The 18,433-nt window shown below is 46.0% G+C and carries 13 protein-coding genes; 6 read left to right on the forward strand and 7 right to left on the reverse strand.

The window, feature by feature from the left end; genetic code table 11:
* Positions 1 to 73: 73 nt before the first annotated feature.
* Positions 74 to 1,573, reverse strand: coding sequence for an SBBP repeat-containing protein (locus QUA83_RS20955; protein WP_333295556.1), 1,500 nt, complete (start codon positions 1,571 to 1,573; stop codon positions 74 to 76).
* Positions 1,574 to 1,867: 294 nt separating this feature from the next.
* Between QUA83_RS20955 and QUA83_RS20960 the strand changes: the two genes are divergently transcribed.
* Positions 1,868 to 2,878: an ABC transporter permease gene (locus QUA83_RS20960; protein ID WP_333295558.1), complete on the forward strand. Its 1,011-nt coding sequence runs from the start codon at positions 1,868 to 1,870 to the stop codon at positions 2,876 to 2,878.
* Between the two features lie 11 nt (positions 2,879 to 2,889).
* Here QUA83_RS20960 and QUA83_RS20965 read toward each other — a convergent pair whose 3' ends face one another.
* The gene (locus QUA83_RS20965) at positions 2,890 to 3,300 is read right to left on the reverse strand and encodes a hypothetical protein (RefSeq protein ID WP_333295561.1); all 411 of its coding nucleotides are present in this window, start codon (positions 3,298 to 3,300) and stop codon (positions 2,890 to 2,892) included.
* Positions 3,301 to 3,819: 519 nt separating this feature from the next.
* On the opposite strand from QUA83_RS20965, the gene QUA83_RS20970 reads away from it, so the two are divergent.
* The 4 genes from QUA83_RS20970 to QUA83_RS20985 all read left to right on the forward strand — a co-directional run bounded on the left by QUA83_RS20970 (position 3,820) and on the right by QUA83_RS20985 (position 10,717).
* Complete coding sequence (locus QUA83_RS20970; protein WP_333295562.1) at positions 3,820 to 5,688, forward strand: efflux RND transporter periplasmic adaptor subunit; 1,869 nt, start codon at positions 3,820 to 3,822, stop codon at positions 5,686 to 5,688.
* Positions 5,689 to 5,979: 291 nt separating this feature from the next.
* The gene (locus tag QUA83_RS20975; protein ID WP_333295563.1) at positions 5,980 to 7,197 is read left to right on the forward strand and encodes an ABC transporter permease; all 1,218 of its coding nucleotides are present in this window, start codon (positions 5,980 to 5,982) and stop codon (positions 7,195 to 7,197) included.
* A 231-nt stretch (positions 7,198 to 7,428) separates the two neighbouring features.
* The gene (locus QUA83_RS20980) at positions 7,429 to 8,649 is read left to right on the forward strand and encodes an ABC transporter permease (protein WP_333295564.1); all 1,221 of its coding nucleotides are present in this window, start codon (positions 7,429 to 7,431) and stop codon (positions 8,647 to 8,649) included.
* Between the two features lie 337 nt (positions 8,650 to 8,986).
* Positions 8,987 to 10,717, forward strand: a complete 1,731-nt coding sequence (locus QUA83_RS20985) for a chemotaxis protein CheB (RefSeq protein WP_333295565.1) — start codon at positions 8,987 to 8,989, stop codon at positions 10,715 to 10,717.
* Positions 10,718 to 10,847: 130 nt separating this feature from the next.
* Here the strand turns inward: QUA83_RS20985 and QUA83_RS20990 are convergent, their stop codons facing one another.
* Entirely contained in the window at positions 10,848 to 13,850 is a 3,003-nt protein-coding gene (locus QUA83_RS20990) for a glycerol-3-phosphate acyltransferase (protein ID WP_333295567.1), read from the reverse strand.
* Positions 13,851 to 14,061: 211 nt separating this feature from the next.
* Here QUA83_RS20990 and psb35 point away from each other — a divergent pair, with 211 nt between their 5' ends.
* The gene (gene psb35, locus QUA83_RS20995; RefSeq protein WP_333295602.1) at positions 14,062 to 14,274 is read left to right on the forward strand and encodes a photosystem II assembly protein Psb35; all 213 of its coding nucleotides are present in this window, start codon (positions 14,062 to 14,064) and stop codon (positions 14,272 to 14,274) included.
* A gap of 546 nt (positions 14,275 to 14,820) precedes the next feature.
* On the opposite strand, the gene QUA83_RS21000 is transcribed toward psb35, so the two are convergent.
* The 4 genes from QUA83_RS21000 to QUA83_RS21010 all read right to left on the reverse strand — a co-directional run bounded on the left by QUA83_RS21000 (position 14,821) and on the right by QUA83_RS21010 (position 18,254).
* Complete coding sequence (locus tag QUA83_RS21000) at positions 14,821 to 16,557, reverse strand: PP2C family protein-serine/threonine phosphatase (protein ID WP_333295569.1); 1,737 nt, start codon at positions 16,555 to 16,557, stop codon at positions 14,821 to 14,823.
* On the reverse strand, positions 16,478 to 16,693 hold the full coding sequence (locus QUA83_RS30635) for an MHYT domain-containing protein (RefSeq protein WP_445301796.1): 216 nt from the start codon (positions 16,691 to 16,693) through the stop codon (positions 16,478 to 16,480). The genes QUA83_RS21000 and QUA83_RS30635 overlap by 80 nt, the downstream gene beginning before the upstream one ends.
* Before the next feature lie 126 nt (positions 16,694 to 16,819).
* Positions 16,820 to 17,017 (reverse strand): MHYT domain-containing protein, encoded by a 198-nt coding sequence (locus QUA83_RS21005; protein ID WP_333295571.1) that lies wholly within the window; start codon positions 17,015 to 17,017, stop codon positions 16,820 to 16,822.
* A gap of 664 nt (positions 17,018 to 17,681) precedes the next feature.
* Complete coding sequence (locus tag QUA83_RS21010; RefSeq protein WP_333295573.1) at positions 17,682 to 18,254, reverse strand: DUF6658 family protein; 573 nt, start codon at positions 18,252 to 18,254, stop codon at positions 17,682 to 17,684.
* Positions 18,255 to 18,433 lie beyond the last annotated feature (179 nt).

Consider the following 18,433-nt stretch of genomic DNA (forward strand, 5'->3'; position numbering starts at 1 on the left):
GCTGGCAATCTCTTGTTTCATCTGTCGAAAGAATTCTTAAAGAATTTGGAGATAATTATGTAATTAATTTTGCTTAACTACTTAGTATCGGTGTTGTTACTGGTGTTGTTACTGGTGTTGGTGTGACTACCTCTGTGATTGTGCCGAGTTTAGCAATCCAAATATCTTGACCGCCTGCATTGGGACCTCCCAAAGCGCCATTAGTTTGTCCCGTGAGATACAGAGGGCCAGCGCTATCGAGCGCTAATTCTGAGGTGGAGTCAGATTCAGCAGTCCCGAATTGCTTGAGCCACAACTGGTTGCCATTGCTGTCGTACTTAGTTGCCCAAATATCTTGACCGCCTGCATTGGTGCCTCCCAAAGCGCCGTCGGTTGATCCCGTGAGGTAGACATTACCAGCGCTATCCACTGCTAACTCTGAGGGGGAGTCAGATTTTGCAGTCCCAAATTGCTTGAGCCACAACAGATTGCCATTGCTGTCGTATTTAGTTGCCCAAATATCTTCACTGCCTGCATTGGGGTCTCCCAAAGAGCCGTTGGTTTCTCCCGTCAGGTAGAGATTGCCAGCGCTATCAAGTGCTAAGTTTGGGCGGAAATCATCTTCAGGACTCCCGAATTGCTTGAGCCACAACTGATTGCCATTGCTGTCGTACTTAGTTGCCCAAATATCTTCACTGCCTGCATTGGGACCTCCCAAAGAGCCGTTGGTTTCTCCCGTCAGGTAGAGATTGCCAGCGCTATCCACCGCTAAATCTGAGGGGGCTGTGATTTCTGGGTAGTCAGAGTCAGCAGTCCCGAATTCCTTCAACCACAACTGATTGCCATTGCTGTCATACTTGGCTGCCCAGGTGTCAACATCCGGTGGATAGCCTTTTGAAAAGTTATAGTTTGTGCCCGTCAGATAGACATTGCCACTGCTGTCCACTTTTATGCCATCGGAGATGTCGTGGGTGTCAGAATTGACATTCTTCAACCACAACTGGTTGCCACTGTCGTCATACTTGGCTACCCAGGCGCTTTTGGGGCCTCCACCTGCACCGGAAGTTGTATAGCCACTTGTTCCTGTCAGGTAGACATTGCCAGCAGTATCCACAGCTAGATCTGAGGGAAAGTCATCAAAGTTTCCTAAAGCGAACTGCTTGAGCCACAACTGGCTGCCTGTGCCGTCATACTTAGCTACCCAAGCGTCGTATTTGTCAAAAGAGCCCAGTGGTGAAGCGGCAGCAGTGCTTCCTGTCAGGTAGATATTGCCAGCACTATTCACTGTCACTTCTGTCGCCAAGTTATTCCCTAACTGCTTGAGCCACGACTGACTGCCACTGCTGTCATATTTGGCTACCCAGGCATTTGTACTTGGATTGGTGCCCCCCAAAAAGTCATAGGTATATCCTGTCAGATAGAGATTGCCTGCACTGTCGAGTGCTGTGCTCTGGAAGAGATCGTCCTTGGGTGTGCCGAATTGCTTGAGCCATTCAAAGTTAGGCGCTAGTTTTCCAATAGTCAGTGTGGTTTCAGGGATTGTACCCGCAACGGCACCTGCGATCGCCCGTGCTGATATCGTTGAGGAAGGCATAATACACCTCACAAATTAATTTATGTAACAAAATGCCTAGATTGCAGTTAAAAGTGCGAGCGCTCGTTTTTATCAAGTGCTAGCGCGATCGCCTGCAAGATTCACCCAAAATAAAATCAATCTTACTATAGCCTATGTCTACGTAAGTATGTACGTAAGTATGTGACTGTTGATTAAAATATCTTCTCTTTGGTTATTCATCCTTTACATAAATTTACTTTGTGATTTATTTTTTTGTTTTCAAATCTCAAATCTCAAATCTCAAATCTCAAATCTCAAATCTCAAATCTAATTATGGCTAAATATATTCTTAAACGTTTGCTGGGACTATTCCCAGTCCTTTTTGGAATCACTCTCCTAGTATTTATATTTTTGCATTTGATACCGGGAGACCCAGCTACAGTGCTTTTGGGAGAACGGGGAACTCCCGAACAGGTGGAAATCTTGAGAGCAAAATTAGGTTTAAATCAGCCTTTACCTTTGCAATATTTGGCTTTTTTATGGAGTTTGCTGCGCTTGGATTTTGGAAATAGTATTATTAGCGGTATTCCGATAACTGATGAAATTATAAGTCGCTGGCCTGCTACTTTTGAACTGTCTGTGGTGGCGATGTTGGTGGCACTTGTTATCGGAATTCCGGCGGGGATTTTGGCTGCTGTTCGGAAAAATAGCTGGCTGGACAATCTCGCGATGAGTGGTTCGTTAATTGGCGTATCTTTGCCAGTGTATTGGTTGGGATTGATGTTAATTTATTTGTTTGCTGTTAATCTGAAATGGCTACCTCCTAGCGGGCGGATTAGTGTAGATTTGGGGTTTGGTTTTAAGTCGATTACGGGTATTTATGTTTTGGATTCTTTGCTGAGGTGGGATTTGGCGGCTTTGCGGGATGCGATCGCCCATTTAATCCTGCCAGCTTTGACTTTAGGAACTATTCCCCTGGCTATTATAGCTCGCATCACTCGTTCTGCAATGCTGGAAGTGCTTTCTCAAGATTACATCCGCACTGCGAGGGCTAAGGGATTACCGGAATATTGGGTGATTTTGAAACACGCTTTGAAAAATGCGTTTTTGCCGATCGTCACAACTATCGGTTTGCAGTTCGGCACTCTTTTAGGTGGCGCTATTCTGACTGAAACGATTTTCTCGTGGCCGGGAATTGGTTCTTGGATTTATAGCGGTATTCTGACGCGGGATTACCCAATTGTCCAAGGAGGAGTAATTTTTGTGGCTGTAACTTTTGTCCTGATTAATCTGGCTGTTGATATTTCCTATGCTTTTTTCGATCCGAGAATTCAGTACCGTTAATTAAAAGGAAATCAGACACGAAATGCTTCTTTAACATCCGGACGCAGCAGGTAGTAAATGCTAGCCACTGCAAAACCCAGGGTTAAAAAATTAACGGCTGCACCTGCGCTGCCAAACATTTTAGCAATTTGCGCGAGGGTGGCGATGATATGGATAATTAATGTTCCCGTCCAAGCCCATTTTTTGAGTTGAAACAAACCCCATGTTAAGATTAAGGAAATAATTCCGATAATTAGAGCTATCGTAGCAAAAATTGCAATGAAGCCACCGATTACAGTCCCAACTCTCGCCCCGCCGACAGCCGCACCGATACCGCCAAAAATGCCAGCAAAAAGTAAGATGAACAAGCCGTCAAGGAGGCTGAATACGCCGCTAATTAGCTGCAAGATTGCCAGAACTGTAACGCTTTGAGGACGATTCATTGTTTTTATTTTCCATTTTTAACGGATTTGAAAAATATTTTAACCTGTTGTGGGCACAGGGCGGATATGTATTCAGGACTTATGCACCGCTACCCGTGAAACCGGGTTTATGAGAATTAAGTGTGTCCATACTGTGTCGTTACGAGCTTAGCACTGGCCGATCCCGCTGCGATCGCTATCACGAGTCCGCAATGACCTAGTGACGGTCGATCGCCCGCAGCCAGATCCGCCTTTGTTGCTGGTGAGAAGCGCGCACCTAGCTCCCAAAAATAATATTATCTGCTAAAATATATTTTTATTTGCCAGCAGCAGGGAGCGAGTTTGTTTAGATCCACCTCTTTTGGCTGAAAAAACTTAACATTTTTTAATAAATTGCAAAGATTAGCTATAATTGTTTACAGGTGCTGGTTGGGGAACTTTTTATAAATCACCCGATCGGATGAGTCTGAAAGACGATGCCAAGCATCAGCAAAAATTTTACCTTTAAGGTAATCCTGAGATTAAATTAGGTGAGTCGGTATGATCGTTAGCCCTAAAAAGGAAACTGCTCAGGTCAAGGTGGAAGATACTCAGACTGTAGACACCAAGGCCGCAGAGACCAAAATTGCAGATAAAAAAACCGCCCAAAAGCAGTCTCCGAAGAAACCCGCGCGCAAACCGCAGCGGTGGGCGATTGGGTTGGTTGCAGCCGGGTTGCTAGCTGTATCGACCACAATATATGTAGCAAAAAGTCGATCGCAGCCGAAAGTAGATGCGATCGCCACTATGACAGTGCCGGTGGAAGCACAAAACCTCACGGTGCGGATCACGTCTAGCGGCACCGTGCAGCCAGTACAGCGCGTGAATCTCAGCCCTAAAGGCTCCGGCAGGATCGCAGAATTATTTGTCGAACAAGGCGATAAAGTGGAAGCAGGACAGATTGTTGCTCGCATGGAAAGTCGCGATGTAGAAGCTCAACTAGCTCAAGCTCAAGCCCGCGAAGCCAGCGTGCGAGCAAAACTCGCCAAAATCGAAGCCGGGAATCGATCGGAAGACATCGCCAGCGCCCGAGCGCGCTTAGAGCAAGCCGAGGCCAGTCTCGCGCAAGCCCAAGCCGGTAGCCGCGTTGAAGAAGTTGCAGGAGCCAGAGCCCGCTTGCAGCAAACTCAAGCTGGCTTGCAGCGACTGCGAGCCGGCAGCCGCGTTGAAGAAGTCAGCCAAGGGCGAGCTCGTTTAGCCCAAGCTCAAGCTCGTTTAGCAGACGCTCAAACCGGCAGTGTCAAACAAGAAATTGCCCAAGCACAAACGCAAATTGAATCGAGTAAAGCCCAAGCCGAACTAACAGCTCAACGGGTGGAACGTAATCGGCCCTTAGTGGAAGAAGGTGCTCTGGCTAAAGATAAACTGGATGAATTAATTAAAGAAAATCGTACAGCCCAAGCTAAATTAATAGAATCCCAAAGACGCCTGCAACAACTACAAGAAAGTCGGCTGTCGCAAATTCAGCAACTGCAAGCTGCTGTGCAAGTCGAGCAGCAAGCATTGAACCAATTGCAAAACGGCACGCGATCGGAAGAAATTGCCAGAGCTGAAGCAGAAGTTGCGGAAGCTAGAAGCAAATTAGCGCAGCTAGAAAACGGCAACCGTCCAGAAGAAATCGCCAAAGCCGAAGCAGCAGTTGCTGAAGCCAAAAGTCAATTAGCCGCACAAGAAAACGGTTCTCGCCCGGAAGAAATAGCTCAAGCTAAAGCTGAATTAGAGGAAGCTCAAGCTCAAGTACGCTTTCAAGAAGTGCAGTTAGAAGATACGAAAGTTCGCGCTCCTTTTGCTGGAATTATTACGCAAAGATACGCCATTCAAGGAGCTTTTGTAACTCCCGCAACTTCTGCCTCGGAAGCTACTTCGGCAACTTCGACATCGATTGTCGCTCTAGCTAGAGATGTGGAGGTTTTGGCTAAAGTCCCGGAGGCTGATATCAGTCAAATTAAACCGGGTCAAGAAGTTGAAATAGTGGCTGATGCTTATCCAGATAAAGTGTTTAAAGGTCGCGTTAAATTAATTGCGCCGGAAGCTGTTAAGGAACGGGATGTGACGCTATTTCAAGTGCGAGTTGCCATTGATACGGGCAAAGATTCGCTGCAATCGGGGATGAATGTAGATTTGAGATTTGTTGGTGAAAAGTTGAGCAATGCTTTAGTTGTGCCGACGGTGGCAATTGTGACTAATAAAGGTCAAACTGGTGTGTTAGTTCCCGATGAGAAACAACAGCCGCAGTTTAAGCCTGTTACGGTTGGATCGACTATTGGCAACAAGATTCAGATTTTGGAGGGTGCAAAAGCGGGCGATCGCGTTTTTACCGAACTTCCTCAAGGTAAAAAGCTGGAGGATATTATCAAGAATCAGAAATAGGGCATAGGGCTGGGGAATATGGCATGGGGTATTATTTATCTCGATCGCTCTAGGGTGTTTTCTTTCCCCGGAGATCCCCCTAACCCCTTAACAAGGGGGGGACAAGAGCAGTCAAAGTCCCTCTTAACAAGGGGGGGACAAGATTATTCAAATTCCCCCTTATTAAGGGGGATTTAGGGGGATCGAGACTCGACTACAAGCGAGATTTATTATGGGTTTAAATATTAAGTTGACACCAATAATCCCAATTCCCTAATCGAAAATCTAAAATCCAAAATCTAAAATCGAATTATGGATATTGTTGAAAGCGTCAAAATGGCTGTCACAACTTTGATGGCAAACAAGCTTCGCAGCACCTTGACGATGTTAGGAATTATCATCGGCAATGCTTCTGTCATTTCGATGATCGGTATCGGGGAAGGAGCTCAAACATTTATCGAAGGACAGGTTAACTCTCTGGGTTCAAACTTGCTATTTATTATTCCCGGCAGTCCTGAAGCGCAAACCCGCCCGGTGATTCCGCCCCAGACTTTAGTAGTGGAAGATGCAGAGGCGATCGCATCTCAAGTTCCTTCTGTCCAAGAAGTCGCACCAACTCTCAATGACAGTCAACTCGTTACCTACCGCAACAGAAATGTCTCATCTTCCATTGTGGGAACTACCCCAGAATTTCTGACTGTCAGAAGCTTTGATGTTGCCCAAGGTCGATTTTTAAACAAATTAGATTTAGAAAGACAAGAAAATGTGGTTGCTTTAGGATCGGAAGCAGCCGAACAATTGTTTGGTAACACGCCGCCACTTGGTCAATACATTCGCATCAAAAATTCGACATTTCAAGTAATTGGTGTCATGCAGGCGAAAGGCTCTAGTTTTGGCGACAATCAAGATATGAATGTTTATTTGCCGCTGACCACAATGGCAAATCGCATCGTTGGTCGCTCGTCTCCCTACGGTACAAAAGTAACATTTATTTCGGTTGCTATCAAAGATGAAACGATGATGCCAGCAGCCCAATTTCAAATAGAAAATTTGCTTAGATTGCGTCATAAAATCACTAAAGAGGATGATTTTACTGTTCGCAACCAGAAAGATTTAATGAATACCTTGGGAAGTATTACTGGTGCTTTGACGTTGATGTTGGCTTTTGTGGCGGCAATTTCGCTGTTTGTCGGCGGCATCGGGATTATGAATATCATGCTGGTTTCTGTTACCGAACGCACGAAGGAAATTGGATTGAGAAAGGCGATCGGAGCTTCTCAGCAGGATATCCTGATTCAGTTTATGATAGAGTCTGTGATTTTGTCAGCGGCAGGCGGGGCGATCGGCACTGCATTCGGTATCGGCGGCGTGCTTTTAGTAGCTGCTTTTACTCCTCTGCAAGCTAGCGTTTCCCCAATGGCGATCGCACTTGCAGTCGGTGTTTCCGGCAGTATCGGCTTATTTTTCGGCATCGTACCTGCAAAACAAGCTGCTAAATTAGACCCGATTGTGGCATTGAGAAGTGCTTAATTAGTTTGTTGACTGTTCACGGTTGACTGTTCACGGTTGACTGTTCACGGTTATAAAAATAACTAATAAGTCATATAGCAATCCTAAATCATTTGTACATTTCTTACTCCCTCCCCTTAGTAAGGGGAGGGTTGGGGTGGGGTAAAAAATTTACGACTCATTTAGGATTCCTATAAATCATAATTAATAACTCATAACTAATAACTCATAACTAATAACTCATAACTAAGTATGAATTTTATTGAAAGCGTCAAAATGGCCGGTCAAACGCTACTAGCCAACAAAACTCGCAGCAGTTTAACAATGATTGGCATGATTGTCGGCAACGCTTCAGTAATTGCCATGATTGGAATTGGAGAAGGAGCTCAAAAATTTGTAGCAGGACAAGTTCAATCTCTGGGTACAAACGTATTAATCGTGAGACCTGGAGTTCCTAACGCTAGGCGAAGTACCATCTCAAGTGCGCCTCAAACTCTCGTACTGCCCGACGCAAAGGCGATCGCAACTCAAGTCCCCTCCGTTCAAGGCGTCTCAGCAGAACTTAACAGTTCCGAAATAGTTCGCTACAGCAACAAAAATGTTTCGGCTCTAATTTTCGGCACGATTCCAGAATTTCTAGAAGTCAGAAGCTTTGAAATGGCAAAAGGGCGGTTTCTGACCGAACTCGATGTTAAGCAAAGTAACCAAGTTGTGGTTCTTGGTTCTGAATTAGCGGAGAAACTTTTTGGCAATACAAATCCCTTGGGCGAACAAGTACGGATCAAAAATGTCAGCGTCAAAGTAATTGGAGTATTGGCGCCCAAAGGCACATCTTTTGGTACAAATTTTGACAATTCTGCCGCTGTGCCGATCGCCACAATGGCCAATCGCATTGTCGGGCGGCAATCTCCCTACGGTTTGGCTGTCACGTCGATATTTATTTCTATTAAAGATGAATCGCAAATGGACGCGGCGCAATTTCAGGTAGAAAACCTGCTGAGATTGCGGCACAAAATTACTACCGAAGATGATTTTACTGTCAGAAATCAGAAAGATTTAATGGCAAGAATGGGGGCAATTTCCGGCGCTTTGACTCTGATGTTAACTGCTGTTGCCAGCATTTCCCTATTAGTCGGTGGCATTGGGATTATGAACATTATGCTTGTGTCCGTTAGCGAACGCACTCAGGAAATCGGGCTCAGAAAGGCGATCGGCGCATCCCAACAAGATATCTTGTTTCAATTTATTGTCGAAGCTGTGATTTTATCCGCTGCCGGAGGGATAGTCGGTACTTGCGTAGGTGTCGGTGGTATCTTGCTTGTAGGTAATTTCACGCCCTTGCAAGCTGGAATATCACCCGTGGCGATCGCCCTTGCTGTCAGCGTGTCCGGCGCAGTGGGTCTCTTCTTCGGCGTCGTACCCGCCCGCCAAGCCGCCAAACTCGACCCGATCGCAGCTTTGAGAAGTGCTTAATAAATATCTATCTACTTACTCCGTTACACAATCCGCTCCTTTGATGCTGGTAAAAATTCTCTTGCTATATCAAAACGTTAAAAAAAATAGTATTTTTGTAAAGTTTTAACAAACTTGTAGTATTTAAAGCAGTTTTTATGACTGTATTTTTACCTAGCTTCAGATCGCAAAAGTTCATAAAAAGCCCGTTAAATATTAAAGATTAAATAAAGCTGTGTTGTGGTGTTTACTTCCCAGCCAGAAAGTTTAATAATGTTAAACCAGGGGTAAAAACACTTAAGCATCTACAGAGTTTACGAAACCTTTGCGATTTAATCAAAATATCCAATAAATAAACATGGCATCTCTGATCCCTAGTCCTCAATTTGACTATCTGGAAGGAACCATCCAAGCAGACAGATTTAACGCCTTGAATGGCAACGACATAATTTATGCCAACAGCGGAGACGACGATCTCGAAGGCGATGCAGGTAAAGACAAAATCTGCGGCGACCAAGGTAACGATACGATTTTTGGTGGTGCAGACGACGACATCCTCTGGGGGGGCAAAGGCAGCGACCTAATTAGTGGCGATTCCGGCAACGATATCATCTATGCGGGCGCAGGTAGCGATACCGTGAGCGGCGGCACAGGCGATGATATATTTGCCATTGCTAAAGGCAGCGGTGGCCCAACTGTAGCTACAGCCGACTACATCGCCGACTTCGGCAACGGCAATGACAAAATTCGATTGCTAGACGGCCTCAGCTTTGAAGATTTAAACATCCAGCAAGGCACCGGCGCCAACAGCAACAGCACAGTAATTCAAGACAAACTCACGGGCGAGTATTTAGTAGTATTGCCGGGAGTCAACAGCAACACAATCAACCGCGACCAATTCACAAATCAGCTATCGGGAAACCCTGTCATTGAGTGGAACGGAGTCATGCTGAATGCAGTGCGGACAGCCAGCACCGCGCCTCCCCTCGCTTCCCGCAACATGGCAATGGTTCACGCAGCCATTTACGACTCTGTTAACTCGATCAGCAAAAAATACACCCCTTACCTCGTGGAAATAGACCCACCCGCAGGTACATCAGCAGAAGCAGCCACCGCCGCGGCCGCCCACCGCGTCTTAGTCAACCTCTACCCAGCACAAGCAGCCACATTCAACGAAGCATACGCATCGTCTTTAGCTAAAATTCCCGACGGCAAAGCCAAAGAAGACGGGATTGCCCTCGGACAGCAAGTTGCCGACCAAATTATCAGTTTGCGGAGTACAGACGGCATCACGCAAGTAGTGCAGTACACCCCCTCAAACAACCCCGGCAGTTGGGCGCCGACTCCCCCCGCCCTTGCCGCCGCGCTGGCGCCACAGTGGGCCGAAGTTGCTCCCTTTGCCATGACTAGCGGTTCTCAGTTCCGCCCGCCCGGCCCGCCCGCCCTTGAAAGCGCGCAGTACGCAGAGGAACTTAACTACGTCCAAGAAATCGGCAAAAGTGACAGTCTTACGCGCACCCCAGACCAAACTGTGATCGCCAAATTCTGGGCTAACGGCGCTGGGACGTTTACGCCTCCGGGCCACTGGAACCAAATCGCCGAAGAAACAGCAACTCTCACCGCCACATCGCTGGAAGATAGCGCCCGCTTGTTCGCCCTGCTGAATATTGCTCTGGCCGATGCAGCTATTAGTTGCTGGGATGCCAAGTATGAGTACAATTTCTGGCGGCCTGTGACAGCTATTCGCCAAGCAGACACAGACAACAATCCCAACACGACAGCCGACCCCCAGTGGCTGCCACTGCTAACTACTCCGCCGTTCCCTGAGTACACCTCTGGTCACAGTACCTTTAGTGGTGCAGCCGATGCCGTTATGACTTCTGTATTTGGTTCGGATTACGGCTTTGCCGATCGGGGAGACAGGAGTGTCAACACTTTGCGAACCTATCAAAACTTCAGCGAAGCGGCCGACGAATCGGGCATGAGTCGTCTTTACGGAGGCATTCATTTCATGAGTGCTAACCTGGATGGTTTGAGTGCGGGTAGAAATCTGGGGAATTATGTTTTCCAGAATTTCTTAACAGCCTAGGAAAGTTGGGACGGGTTTACGAGATTGCTGAGATGTTGCACCATTTTCAATAATCTTTTTAGGAACAGGCATCTTGCCTGTTCCACAAGAAATCAACTCTTTGTGGAACAGGCATCTTGCCTGTTCCTAATTATTCCAGCAATTCTACAGTGCCGAGATACCCGTCTACTCGGACTTTTTGACCGTCTCGCAAGCGAGTTGTAGCTTCCGAAATGTTCATGACTGCGGGAATTTTGTACTCGCGAGCGATGATTGCTCCGTGAGATAGTTGACCGCCAACTTCAGCGATAATTGCTGTTGCTCCTAACAGCAGCGGTGCCCAACCTGCATCGGTGTATGGGACTACTGCGATCGCATTTTCTCCTAAATCCGTGCTCGCGGTGCGGCAAATCTTGACAAAGCCTTCGACACGACCAATACTTGCTGGAATTCCCTGGATGATATTAGTTTCAGATGTTGCGGAGTCGATCGCCCTTGTCTGAGAATTTGGCAGCAAATTGCCGTAGACCACGGGGGGAATCTGGCGATCGCGATCTGCTACCAGGCGATCGCGCCTTTCCCTAATTGTATCCTGAAAAGAAACACTCGTGCCGCTGCGAATCCACTGCTGAATTTCCCCAAATTCCAGATAAAAAATATCCCCGGTTTCCTGAAACACCTGCATTGCCAATCCGCAAGCTTCAATCTCCAAAAAAGTCCACCGTAAATGAGCCAACAACCGCGCGTAAATTTCGCTAATTTCGTTTTTAACAAGCGCTCTTGCTTGACATTTATCTAATCGCCACTTCTGCGAAAAACTCAATCGTATTTCACGCTTTTCCACTAAATTAGTTTCGGCTTTTTGAGCCATATTTATTAGCAACTTTTGATAAATTTCCGGTTGTTCTCGCCAAGTAGGAACAGCAATATCCGTTCCCACCTCACTCAAATATCCGTAAGTCTCAAGCCACTTTTCAAAATCTGCTTGTAAAGCCGGAGTTTCCGCAAATGTCTGTGCTAAATCTGCGACTGAAACAGTTTCGTCAGGCTGCGAAACAGCAGCTTGCCGCAATTTCTGAGCCAACTGCTGTAAAGCTCGCACCGAAGCAATTTCAGGAGCGCTGTCATTTGCCAGCCAGTCATCATCAACGCGAAAAATTGCCTTGCGAATAGCCAGCCCGATCGGCCCTAATATATTGTAGTAAGTAATCGGTTTCAGCCACTCCTGAATTTGCTCCGCTCTCTCCAACAATTCCGTTAAATACTGGTAATCGGGCATTGGGCATTGGGCATTGGGCATTAATATTTCTTCTTCGCTCGAACCTCTTCCTTCTTCCTTCTTCCCTCTTCCTTCTTCCTTCTTCCCTCTTCCTTCTTCCTTCTCCAAACTTTGCAGTGCCGGGAGGAAAATAGAAGTACGATCGCCCTTAAATTCTGCATTCAGCGCCCTTTCTCGCTGCACCAGACGCCACAAACCGGGCAAAGAAGGCAAAATCTTCCCCAAAGGCGGCTTGCCCATCTTTTGCCCTCTCAGCAAAAATTCCAAACCCTGCTCCGGCAATCCCATCATCCGAAAAATTTCGCCCAACAAAGTCGCATTAAAATAGGCGTGAGAACCCAGCAAAGTGGCCGTTTCATTAAAGTTTAAGCCACTGGCGCGATCGCCCAAAACTACCTTGAATATTTCTCCCCAAACCCCGCAAGTCAGCGGCCGATTAATCGACCAAGTTAGCGGGCGAATTGCACCGGGAATCACTTCTGCTGCAATAGTGCGCGTCCAAAAAGGCTGCAAATTAGTAATTGGGCGGCTTTGCAAAATCCAAACTTTTTCCCCATCCCAACTCCACTCAATATCCTGCGGGATTCCGTGAAAAAATGCTTCAATAGCTTGGGCTTGTTTCACCAATTCTGCTAAAATCGATTGAGCAATAATTGAATTACTTTGAAGTTCAGTTAATTTTTTTTCTAATGATTCTGGTTTACTAAAATCAATTTCTAAATGCACCGGAGTACATTGTCCGCCAACAACAGCTTCGGCTCCTCCCGGTAAAGCTTCTATAATTACCTGGGAACCACCATCTAAAGGATTGCGACTGAACATCACTCCCGCAAATTCGCTGTCAATATAAGGCTGAATTAATACAGCCATTTGGGTGTCTGGCAGTTGTCGCTGTCGGCGGTAAGCCACTGCTTCGGCAGTCCAATAAGACTGGCGACAGCGATTAATTGCATCGAGCAATTCTGCTTCAGTGAAAACAGGGCCAATAGTTTGATATTGTCCGGCGGCGGAACTCGTATCGCCATCTTCTCCCGCAGCAGAAGAACGCACAATCATTCGATTTTGGATTTTGGATTTTAGAGTTTGAAGGAAAGCATTGGGAATTGACAATTCATCACTATTTCCTCGATGCCCGATGCCCGATGCCCGATGCCCGATGCCCGCTTCTTGTGATAATATCCAACCAGAGGGTACATTAAACCCCGCGCGTTTTAGTTGAGACAATTTAGCCGCTTTATCGCCGCAGATGGCAGCATCTAAGGAGTCATCAAGAGAAAACAATTGATCAGATTTAGATAAAGCCATATCATCACCTTGACTGAAATTAATTCCTGCTAACAACAAAGCTAATCCTGCTGCTGCTAAAATTTCTGGCATTGATTGTCGCCACACCCAAACCCAGATTGGGGTACACAGACATCCGCAACGGGAAGCAAAAAGTCTCGCCCGATCGCCCTCACCCCACCACCGCTGTGCCAAACCCCACACCAGCAGCCCCCAAATGCCCGATGAAACAGCCACTGGTGGCGAAAATACCAAAAGACCCCAAACAGCGTTGGTCACACCTCCACCTCGGGCGATCGCATATCTGCCCGCAACTAGAGGAATTAACAGGGCGATCGCGATCGCAGGTGCATCCGGGAAGCAAAATCGGCCCGCCAAAATCGGCAAAATACCCCTGGCAATTTCCGCCAACACCGCAGCAATTCCCGCTAATTTCCCCCCGTGAATGAAAGCTGCCGACACCCCCACATTCCCCGTACCCAGCGCCCTCAAATCTCGGCGGCTAAACACTCGCACCGCCCATCCCGTTAGCGGTAAAGCACCCAGGCTGAAACTAGCAGCCAACAGCAATGCTATTGTCCCCAACGGCATAAAATCAGCTCTCCTATTTTCAAGCTCTAACCATTATGACCGCAATTCTGCCACTTTTTCTGTCTTCAGATATATCAACCAAACGTCCTTAGCACTTAAGATAATGTAAAAGTAGAGTAGATAAGGATTTAGCCTAATGATAGATATCAGCTTGACCACTCCCATAGCAGTTGTTGTTGCACCCATCCAGCGAGTAATGATTGATCTGCTGATGCAGCAGCCAGTGCCGGAATCAAGTGTCAGCTTGACCGCTCCAATAGCAGTTCTTGGTGTTGGCTTTGTTGCCGCAGTTACGATCGGCTCGATCGCCTGGTACAACTCCAAGCGCCCCCCCGGTTGGGAATCCAAAGAACGCCCTGATTTTGTACCGAAAGTTGATAAAGACGATTTGATTGCTGAGGTTTCTGATTCAAAGAAAAAATAGAACAAAGCTGTTTGAGATCAAAAAAAGCTTTGAGAGAAATAGAAATTACCCTTTCATATCTCTTGTGTAGGGTGCGCCTTGGCGCGCCTTACGCTATTTAGAAAGGCTTTGAGTGAATAGTTTTAATTGACCGAAAGCACTAATGTCAATAAAGAGAGCGCTCATCCCGCGATAGATCGCTTTCTTTACATTGATGCAAGATATCATTAGATAGATTTAATCAGAGAAATTTAGAAGTTGACTACCGATTGGAAGTTCTCTGGAGATTCAGCTTCTTTTGAGGGGCTGCGTTTGAGATATCTCACCACTTTTTCGTAAACTTGGCAGAAAGCATCCAAGATACAAGCGCCCGGATTAATTAATGAATAAATAAAAAACTTGTATCCGATGAAACTTTCCCCCCGAATTTATCCGTGGAGTCAATGCTTCAATTCTTTAATCTAAAATCTAAAATCTAAAATCGATTGACTGCTAAGGCGATCGCCCCGCCGACCATTTTCCCGTTTCATGTCATCAGTTTATTGTTTTGAGGTAGTGGCGATCGATCTAAACCAATGCGGCTGCTTGAGGCTTTGACTCTGTTTCTACGCCTAATTCCGTCCGCTTCAAAACCAACAATGTGATGTCATCAAACACTTTTTGAGTGCTAATATGTCGTCGCACATCGTCAATCACCGCTTGCTTAATTTCTGCAGCCGATAAATGCCAGTTTTGGCTAATGACTTCACACATCGCCTCAACGCCATATTGTTTTTTCTTAATGTCTTTTGCTTCGGGAATACCGTCGGTATATAGCACGATACCATCTCCTAGCTGTAGCTCAATTGAAATGTGGCTAATGAACTCAGCAATGTCATCGTCAAGGGCAATGGGAAAACCTAAATCCATCGTATCGATACGTTCAACCTGTCCACCGTTTCGCACAATAATTGTTTCTTCATGCTGACCGCTAATGCTGACCCGTCCTTGGGAGTAATTTAAAATCGCTAGGGTGAGGCTTTTCTCAGATTTCATGCGCTGCACGTTTTTGTAAAGGGTGCGGTTGAGCGCATCTAAGAAGCGAACCGGATCAGTTTCGTGGATTTCCTTGAGGGTGCGAACGGCGGTTTGCGCCATCAGCATCAAGATACCGCTTTCGAGTCCATGTCCAGTGACATCGCCGATGCCCAGAGTGACAACACCATCGGTGTTTAAGACATCATAGTAGTCGCCGCCGACTTCATCGGCAGCATCCATATATCCGGCAATATCGAGTCCGTCGATTTCCAGTTCATCAGCATTGGGCAGAATCATCTGCTGCATCTGACGCACAATATCCAATTCCGCACCCATGCGAAGATTGTCTTCCTTGAGTCTCTCGTTGAGGGTATCTAACTTTTGCGCGGATTCCGCTAGTTGCTCTATGGCTTGTTCGAGTCGATCGGATTGTACCAAGATCGATTTATCAAAAACATCAAGCAACTGCGTCAAAGTCGCTACTTGGGATTTAAGCTGCGCTAGATCCTGCTCAGTGTTTCTTGTGAATATTTGCCTAGAGGCTCTAGCAGATTCATCTTTTTGAGCGAAGACAGCTCCTCGATAGAAGGGCAGCAGTGCTGTCTTGACGTTCAGCGCCAGAGTGCTGAACATCTGAGCCGTGCTAATAGGAATCTGGACTTTCAAGAACATAATAATTGCAAACATATTGCCTGAAGGTAATAGACCACCAAACCCCAACACAGACTTGATTCCGAAGGGAATCACAAAGGAGTCCTGACCGGGAATATAGGGGCTGCCAATCGCTTCAGGTACATAGAAGACGTTGTATTTCCTCTGCTCGATTTCTACCAAAAGATTCGGGTCAGGGTTGATAACTGTTTTTATATCTAAGCCTAGCTGTCTGATGAGTTGTGAGATCATCGGCATCTGAGCGACTACAGATTCGCTTGCCAGTGGAATAGCTTTGTGTCCAACGGATGTGTGTCTTGAGTTCCATTCCGTTTGTTCTCCTACCGTTGCCAGTAGAGTCATGCACTTCATGGCAGGCAAAGGGGGATAGTGATCCAAAATACTACGGGCATACTCGGCAAGTTCGACTTCTAAGTCTTCATAAGGGTGAGTTTTGAACAAACGGACTAGGGCGCAGGATTTTTCACCAGTTGGTTTAGTACAGAAGTTTTCGTAAAGATACCTAACAATTCTGTTACTCACCTCTTCCATACTTTCAACCCCCAAGCCGAACTGGCGTAGAGCCAACCCGCATTCGGCCATGTCCCTTAAAGTGAATCTCGTCAAGTCGTACATCGGACTTCCTTATAGATTTGGAAATAACGGCAACTAAGAAACACAGTGCCACAATCCAGTAATTATGGTGCCTTTCGGGAGGTACTCGCATCGCCGCCATGCCAATATAAAGCATACTTCCAATGCCAGAGCCCATGAAAATACCGGGGATTAACAATGATATCAATTCCCGTTGCACGAGCGAAATGATGGTTGACTGTTGACTGTAGAAGGAGGGGTGGAAAAACTCAATGGTTGAGTGTTAACTGTTGACTCGAGTTTATTATTTTGATGCAACCCACCTGAAACGATATGAGAAGCTGTGTGCAAAACCTCGATGCAAGCTGTAGAAGGCGATACCAGATGCAATGACTGCGGCAAGCCAAGAGACAATCACAATGGGTAAATCGTAGGCGATCGCTACTGGCAGGTGATAAGCCAGCATTCCTAAAAAGTGCATTGCCCAGATGCCCGTTTTCATCAACGAACCACCAATCAACCAACCTAAGCGAATAATTATTACCTTTTTTGGGAGGCATTATCTCTGTTGATTATAAGGTGGTTTAGGAGGGAAGAATGGCGATAGAGATAGAAAAAATGACTAGCAAAAATCGTATTTAACTCTCATTAATGAATTACTTTTATAAAAATTATGACTGTGACTATGGCTTGGAAGTTCTCTGGAGATTCAGCTTTTTTTAGGGGCGGCGTTTGAGATATGTCACCATTTTTTCGGAATTTTGACTGCTAAGGCGATCGCCCCACCGCTCCTTTTTTCGTTTAAAGTCATACAGCGGATTCCTGGTTGACAAATTACACTAGCAGTAGCTTGTAAACCAGTTTTTAAAGTGCTTAATCAACAACCCCGTCAGTTAAATTAATGGTACAATAGTTCATGTTAATTAATATGTTTGAGATTTATTCACGCTAATTTAAATTCGCCAAAAATACTATCGGATCTTCGCAGTATAAATCCCATACAATCTAAAATAGATTAATCGGCATCATATCAAAAAAGCATAAAAAGCGTAAATATTGTATATCAGATATCAGCTCGACAAGCGTTTATCTAGTTTCAATAAATAATATAATTTGTGTAGGAGCTAATTTCAGACAGCCCCTACATCATTTTTGGTTCTGCTAGCTTATTTTTGCAGCGGATTGAGTTTCGTAACCGAGCTTTCCTTGGCATCTTCAGCGCTATCTTGGAGGAAACCAGAAGCATCCTTAAAGGCGGCGCCTACTCTCTCTAAAATATTGGCATCGGGATCGCTGCGATCGAATACAGGTTGAGCCTTAGCCGGCTGTCCGTCTGGCGCTTCTAAAAGAGTTTTATCTCCGCCGAGTTCGAGGTCGTACTTGTCAGTTTCCATCGGTGCAGAACCCGGATAAAGCAGCTTTGAGGAATTAGATTCAGCGGTAGTCGAGGCAATGAGACGATCGCCTAAGATCGACAAATCAGCCCGATTCTTTTCTGCTTGAGCAGGCGACTGATTTACTTTAGGATCGGTGGAGGTTTTATAATTCGTGTATCCATCACCGCCACCCTTGTGAGGGTTATTCATTCCTCCAGCTTGAACGGGAGGATTCTCAGGTCGAGCACCTCGAACATCGCCCGCATTGCAAGCGGTACTGGTAAACAGCAGCACACCTGCCATAAATACAGTCAAAAATTGACCGATACGCAATCTTTTAAAAAAAGCAGTTACAGTGTTCACAAAACTTTTCCGATTTTTTACTACCATGTATTAATACTAAAAGTAAACTTCCCATGCCTGCCTCTAGCGGCGGTGATATTTGGGGGCGGGTTGCTATGATTTTTTTTATAACTTTAGAGGGATTTCATAAACTGCGGAAATTTATCCAAAGCAAAGCATAATGGTAGGGTGCGGCAGTT

This window comes from Microcoleus sp. K1-B1 (assembly GCF_036704705.1).
GTDB lineage: Bacteria > Cyanobacteriota > Cyanobacteriia > Cyanobacteriales > Microcoleaceae > Microcoleus.

Coding starts and splice junctions, on each gene's coding strand:
- QUA83_RS20955 (WP_333295556.1), bottom strand. CDS start 1,573: ATGCCTTCCTCAACGATATCAGCACGGGCGATCGCAGGTGCCGTTGCG.
- QUA83_RS20960 (WP_333295558.1), top strand. CDS start 1,868: ATGGCTAAATATATTCTTAAACGTTTGCTGGGACTATTCCCAGTCCTT.
- QUA83_RS20965 (WP_333295561.1), bottom strand. CDS start 3,300: ATGAATCGTCCTCAAAGCGTTACAGTTCTGGCAATCTTGCAGCTAATT.
- QUA83_RS20970 (WP_333295562.1), top strand. CDS start 3,820: ATGATCGTTAGCCCTAAAAAGGAAACTGCTCAGGTCAAGGTGGAAGAT.
- QUA83_RS20975 (WP_333295563.1), top strand. CDS start 5,980: ATGGATATTGTTGAAAGCGTCAAAATGGCTGTCACAACTTTGATGGCA.
- QUA83_RS20980 (WP_333295564.1), top strand. CDS start 7,429: ATGAATTTTATTGAAAGCGTCAAAATGGCCGGTCAAACGCTACTAGCC.
- QUA83_RS20985 (WP_333295565.1), top strand. CDS start 8,987: ATGGCATCTCTGATCCCTAGTCCTCAATTTGACTATCTGGAAGGAACC.
- QUA83_RS20990 (WP_333295567.1), bottom strand. CDS start 13,850: ATGCCGTTGGGGACAATAGCATTGCTGTTGGCTGCTAGTTTCAGCCTG.
- psb35 (WP_333295602.1), top strand. CDS start 14,062: ATGCAGCAGCCAGTGCCGGAATCAAGTGTCAGCTTGACCGCTCCAATA.
- QUA83_RS21000 (WP_333295569.1), bottom strand. CDS start 16,557: ATGTACGACTTGACGAGATTCACTTTAAGGGACATGGCCGAATGCGGG.
- QUA83_RS30635 (WP_445301796.1), bottom strand. CDS start 16,693: ATGGGCTCTGGCATTGGAAGTATGCTTTATATTGGCATGGCGGCGATG.
- QUA83_RS21005 (WP_333295571.1), bottom strand. CDS start 17,017: ATGAAAACGGGCATCTGGGCAATGCACTTTTTAGGAATGCTGGCTTAT.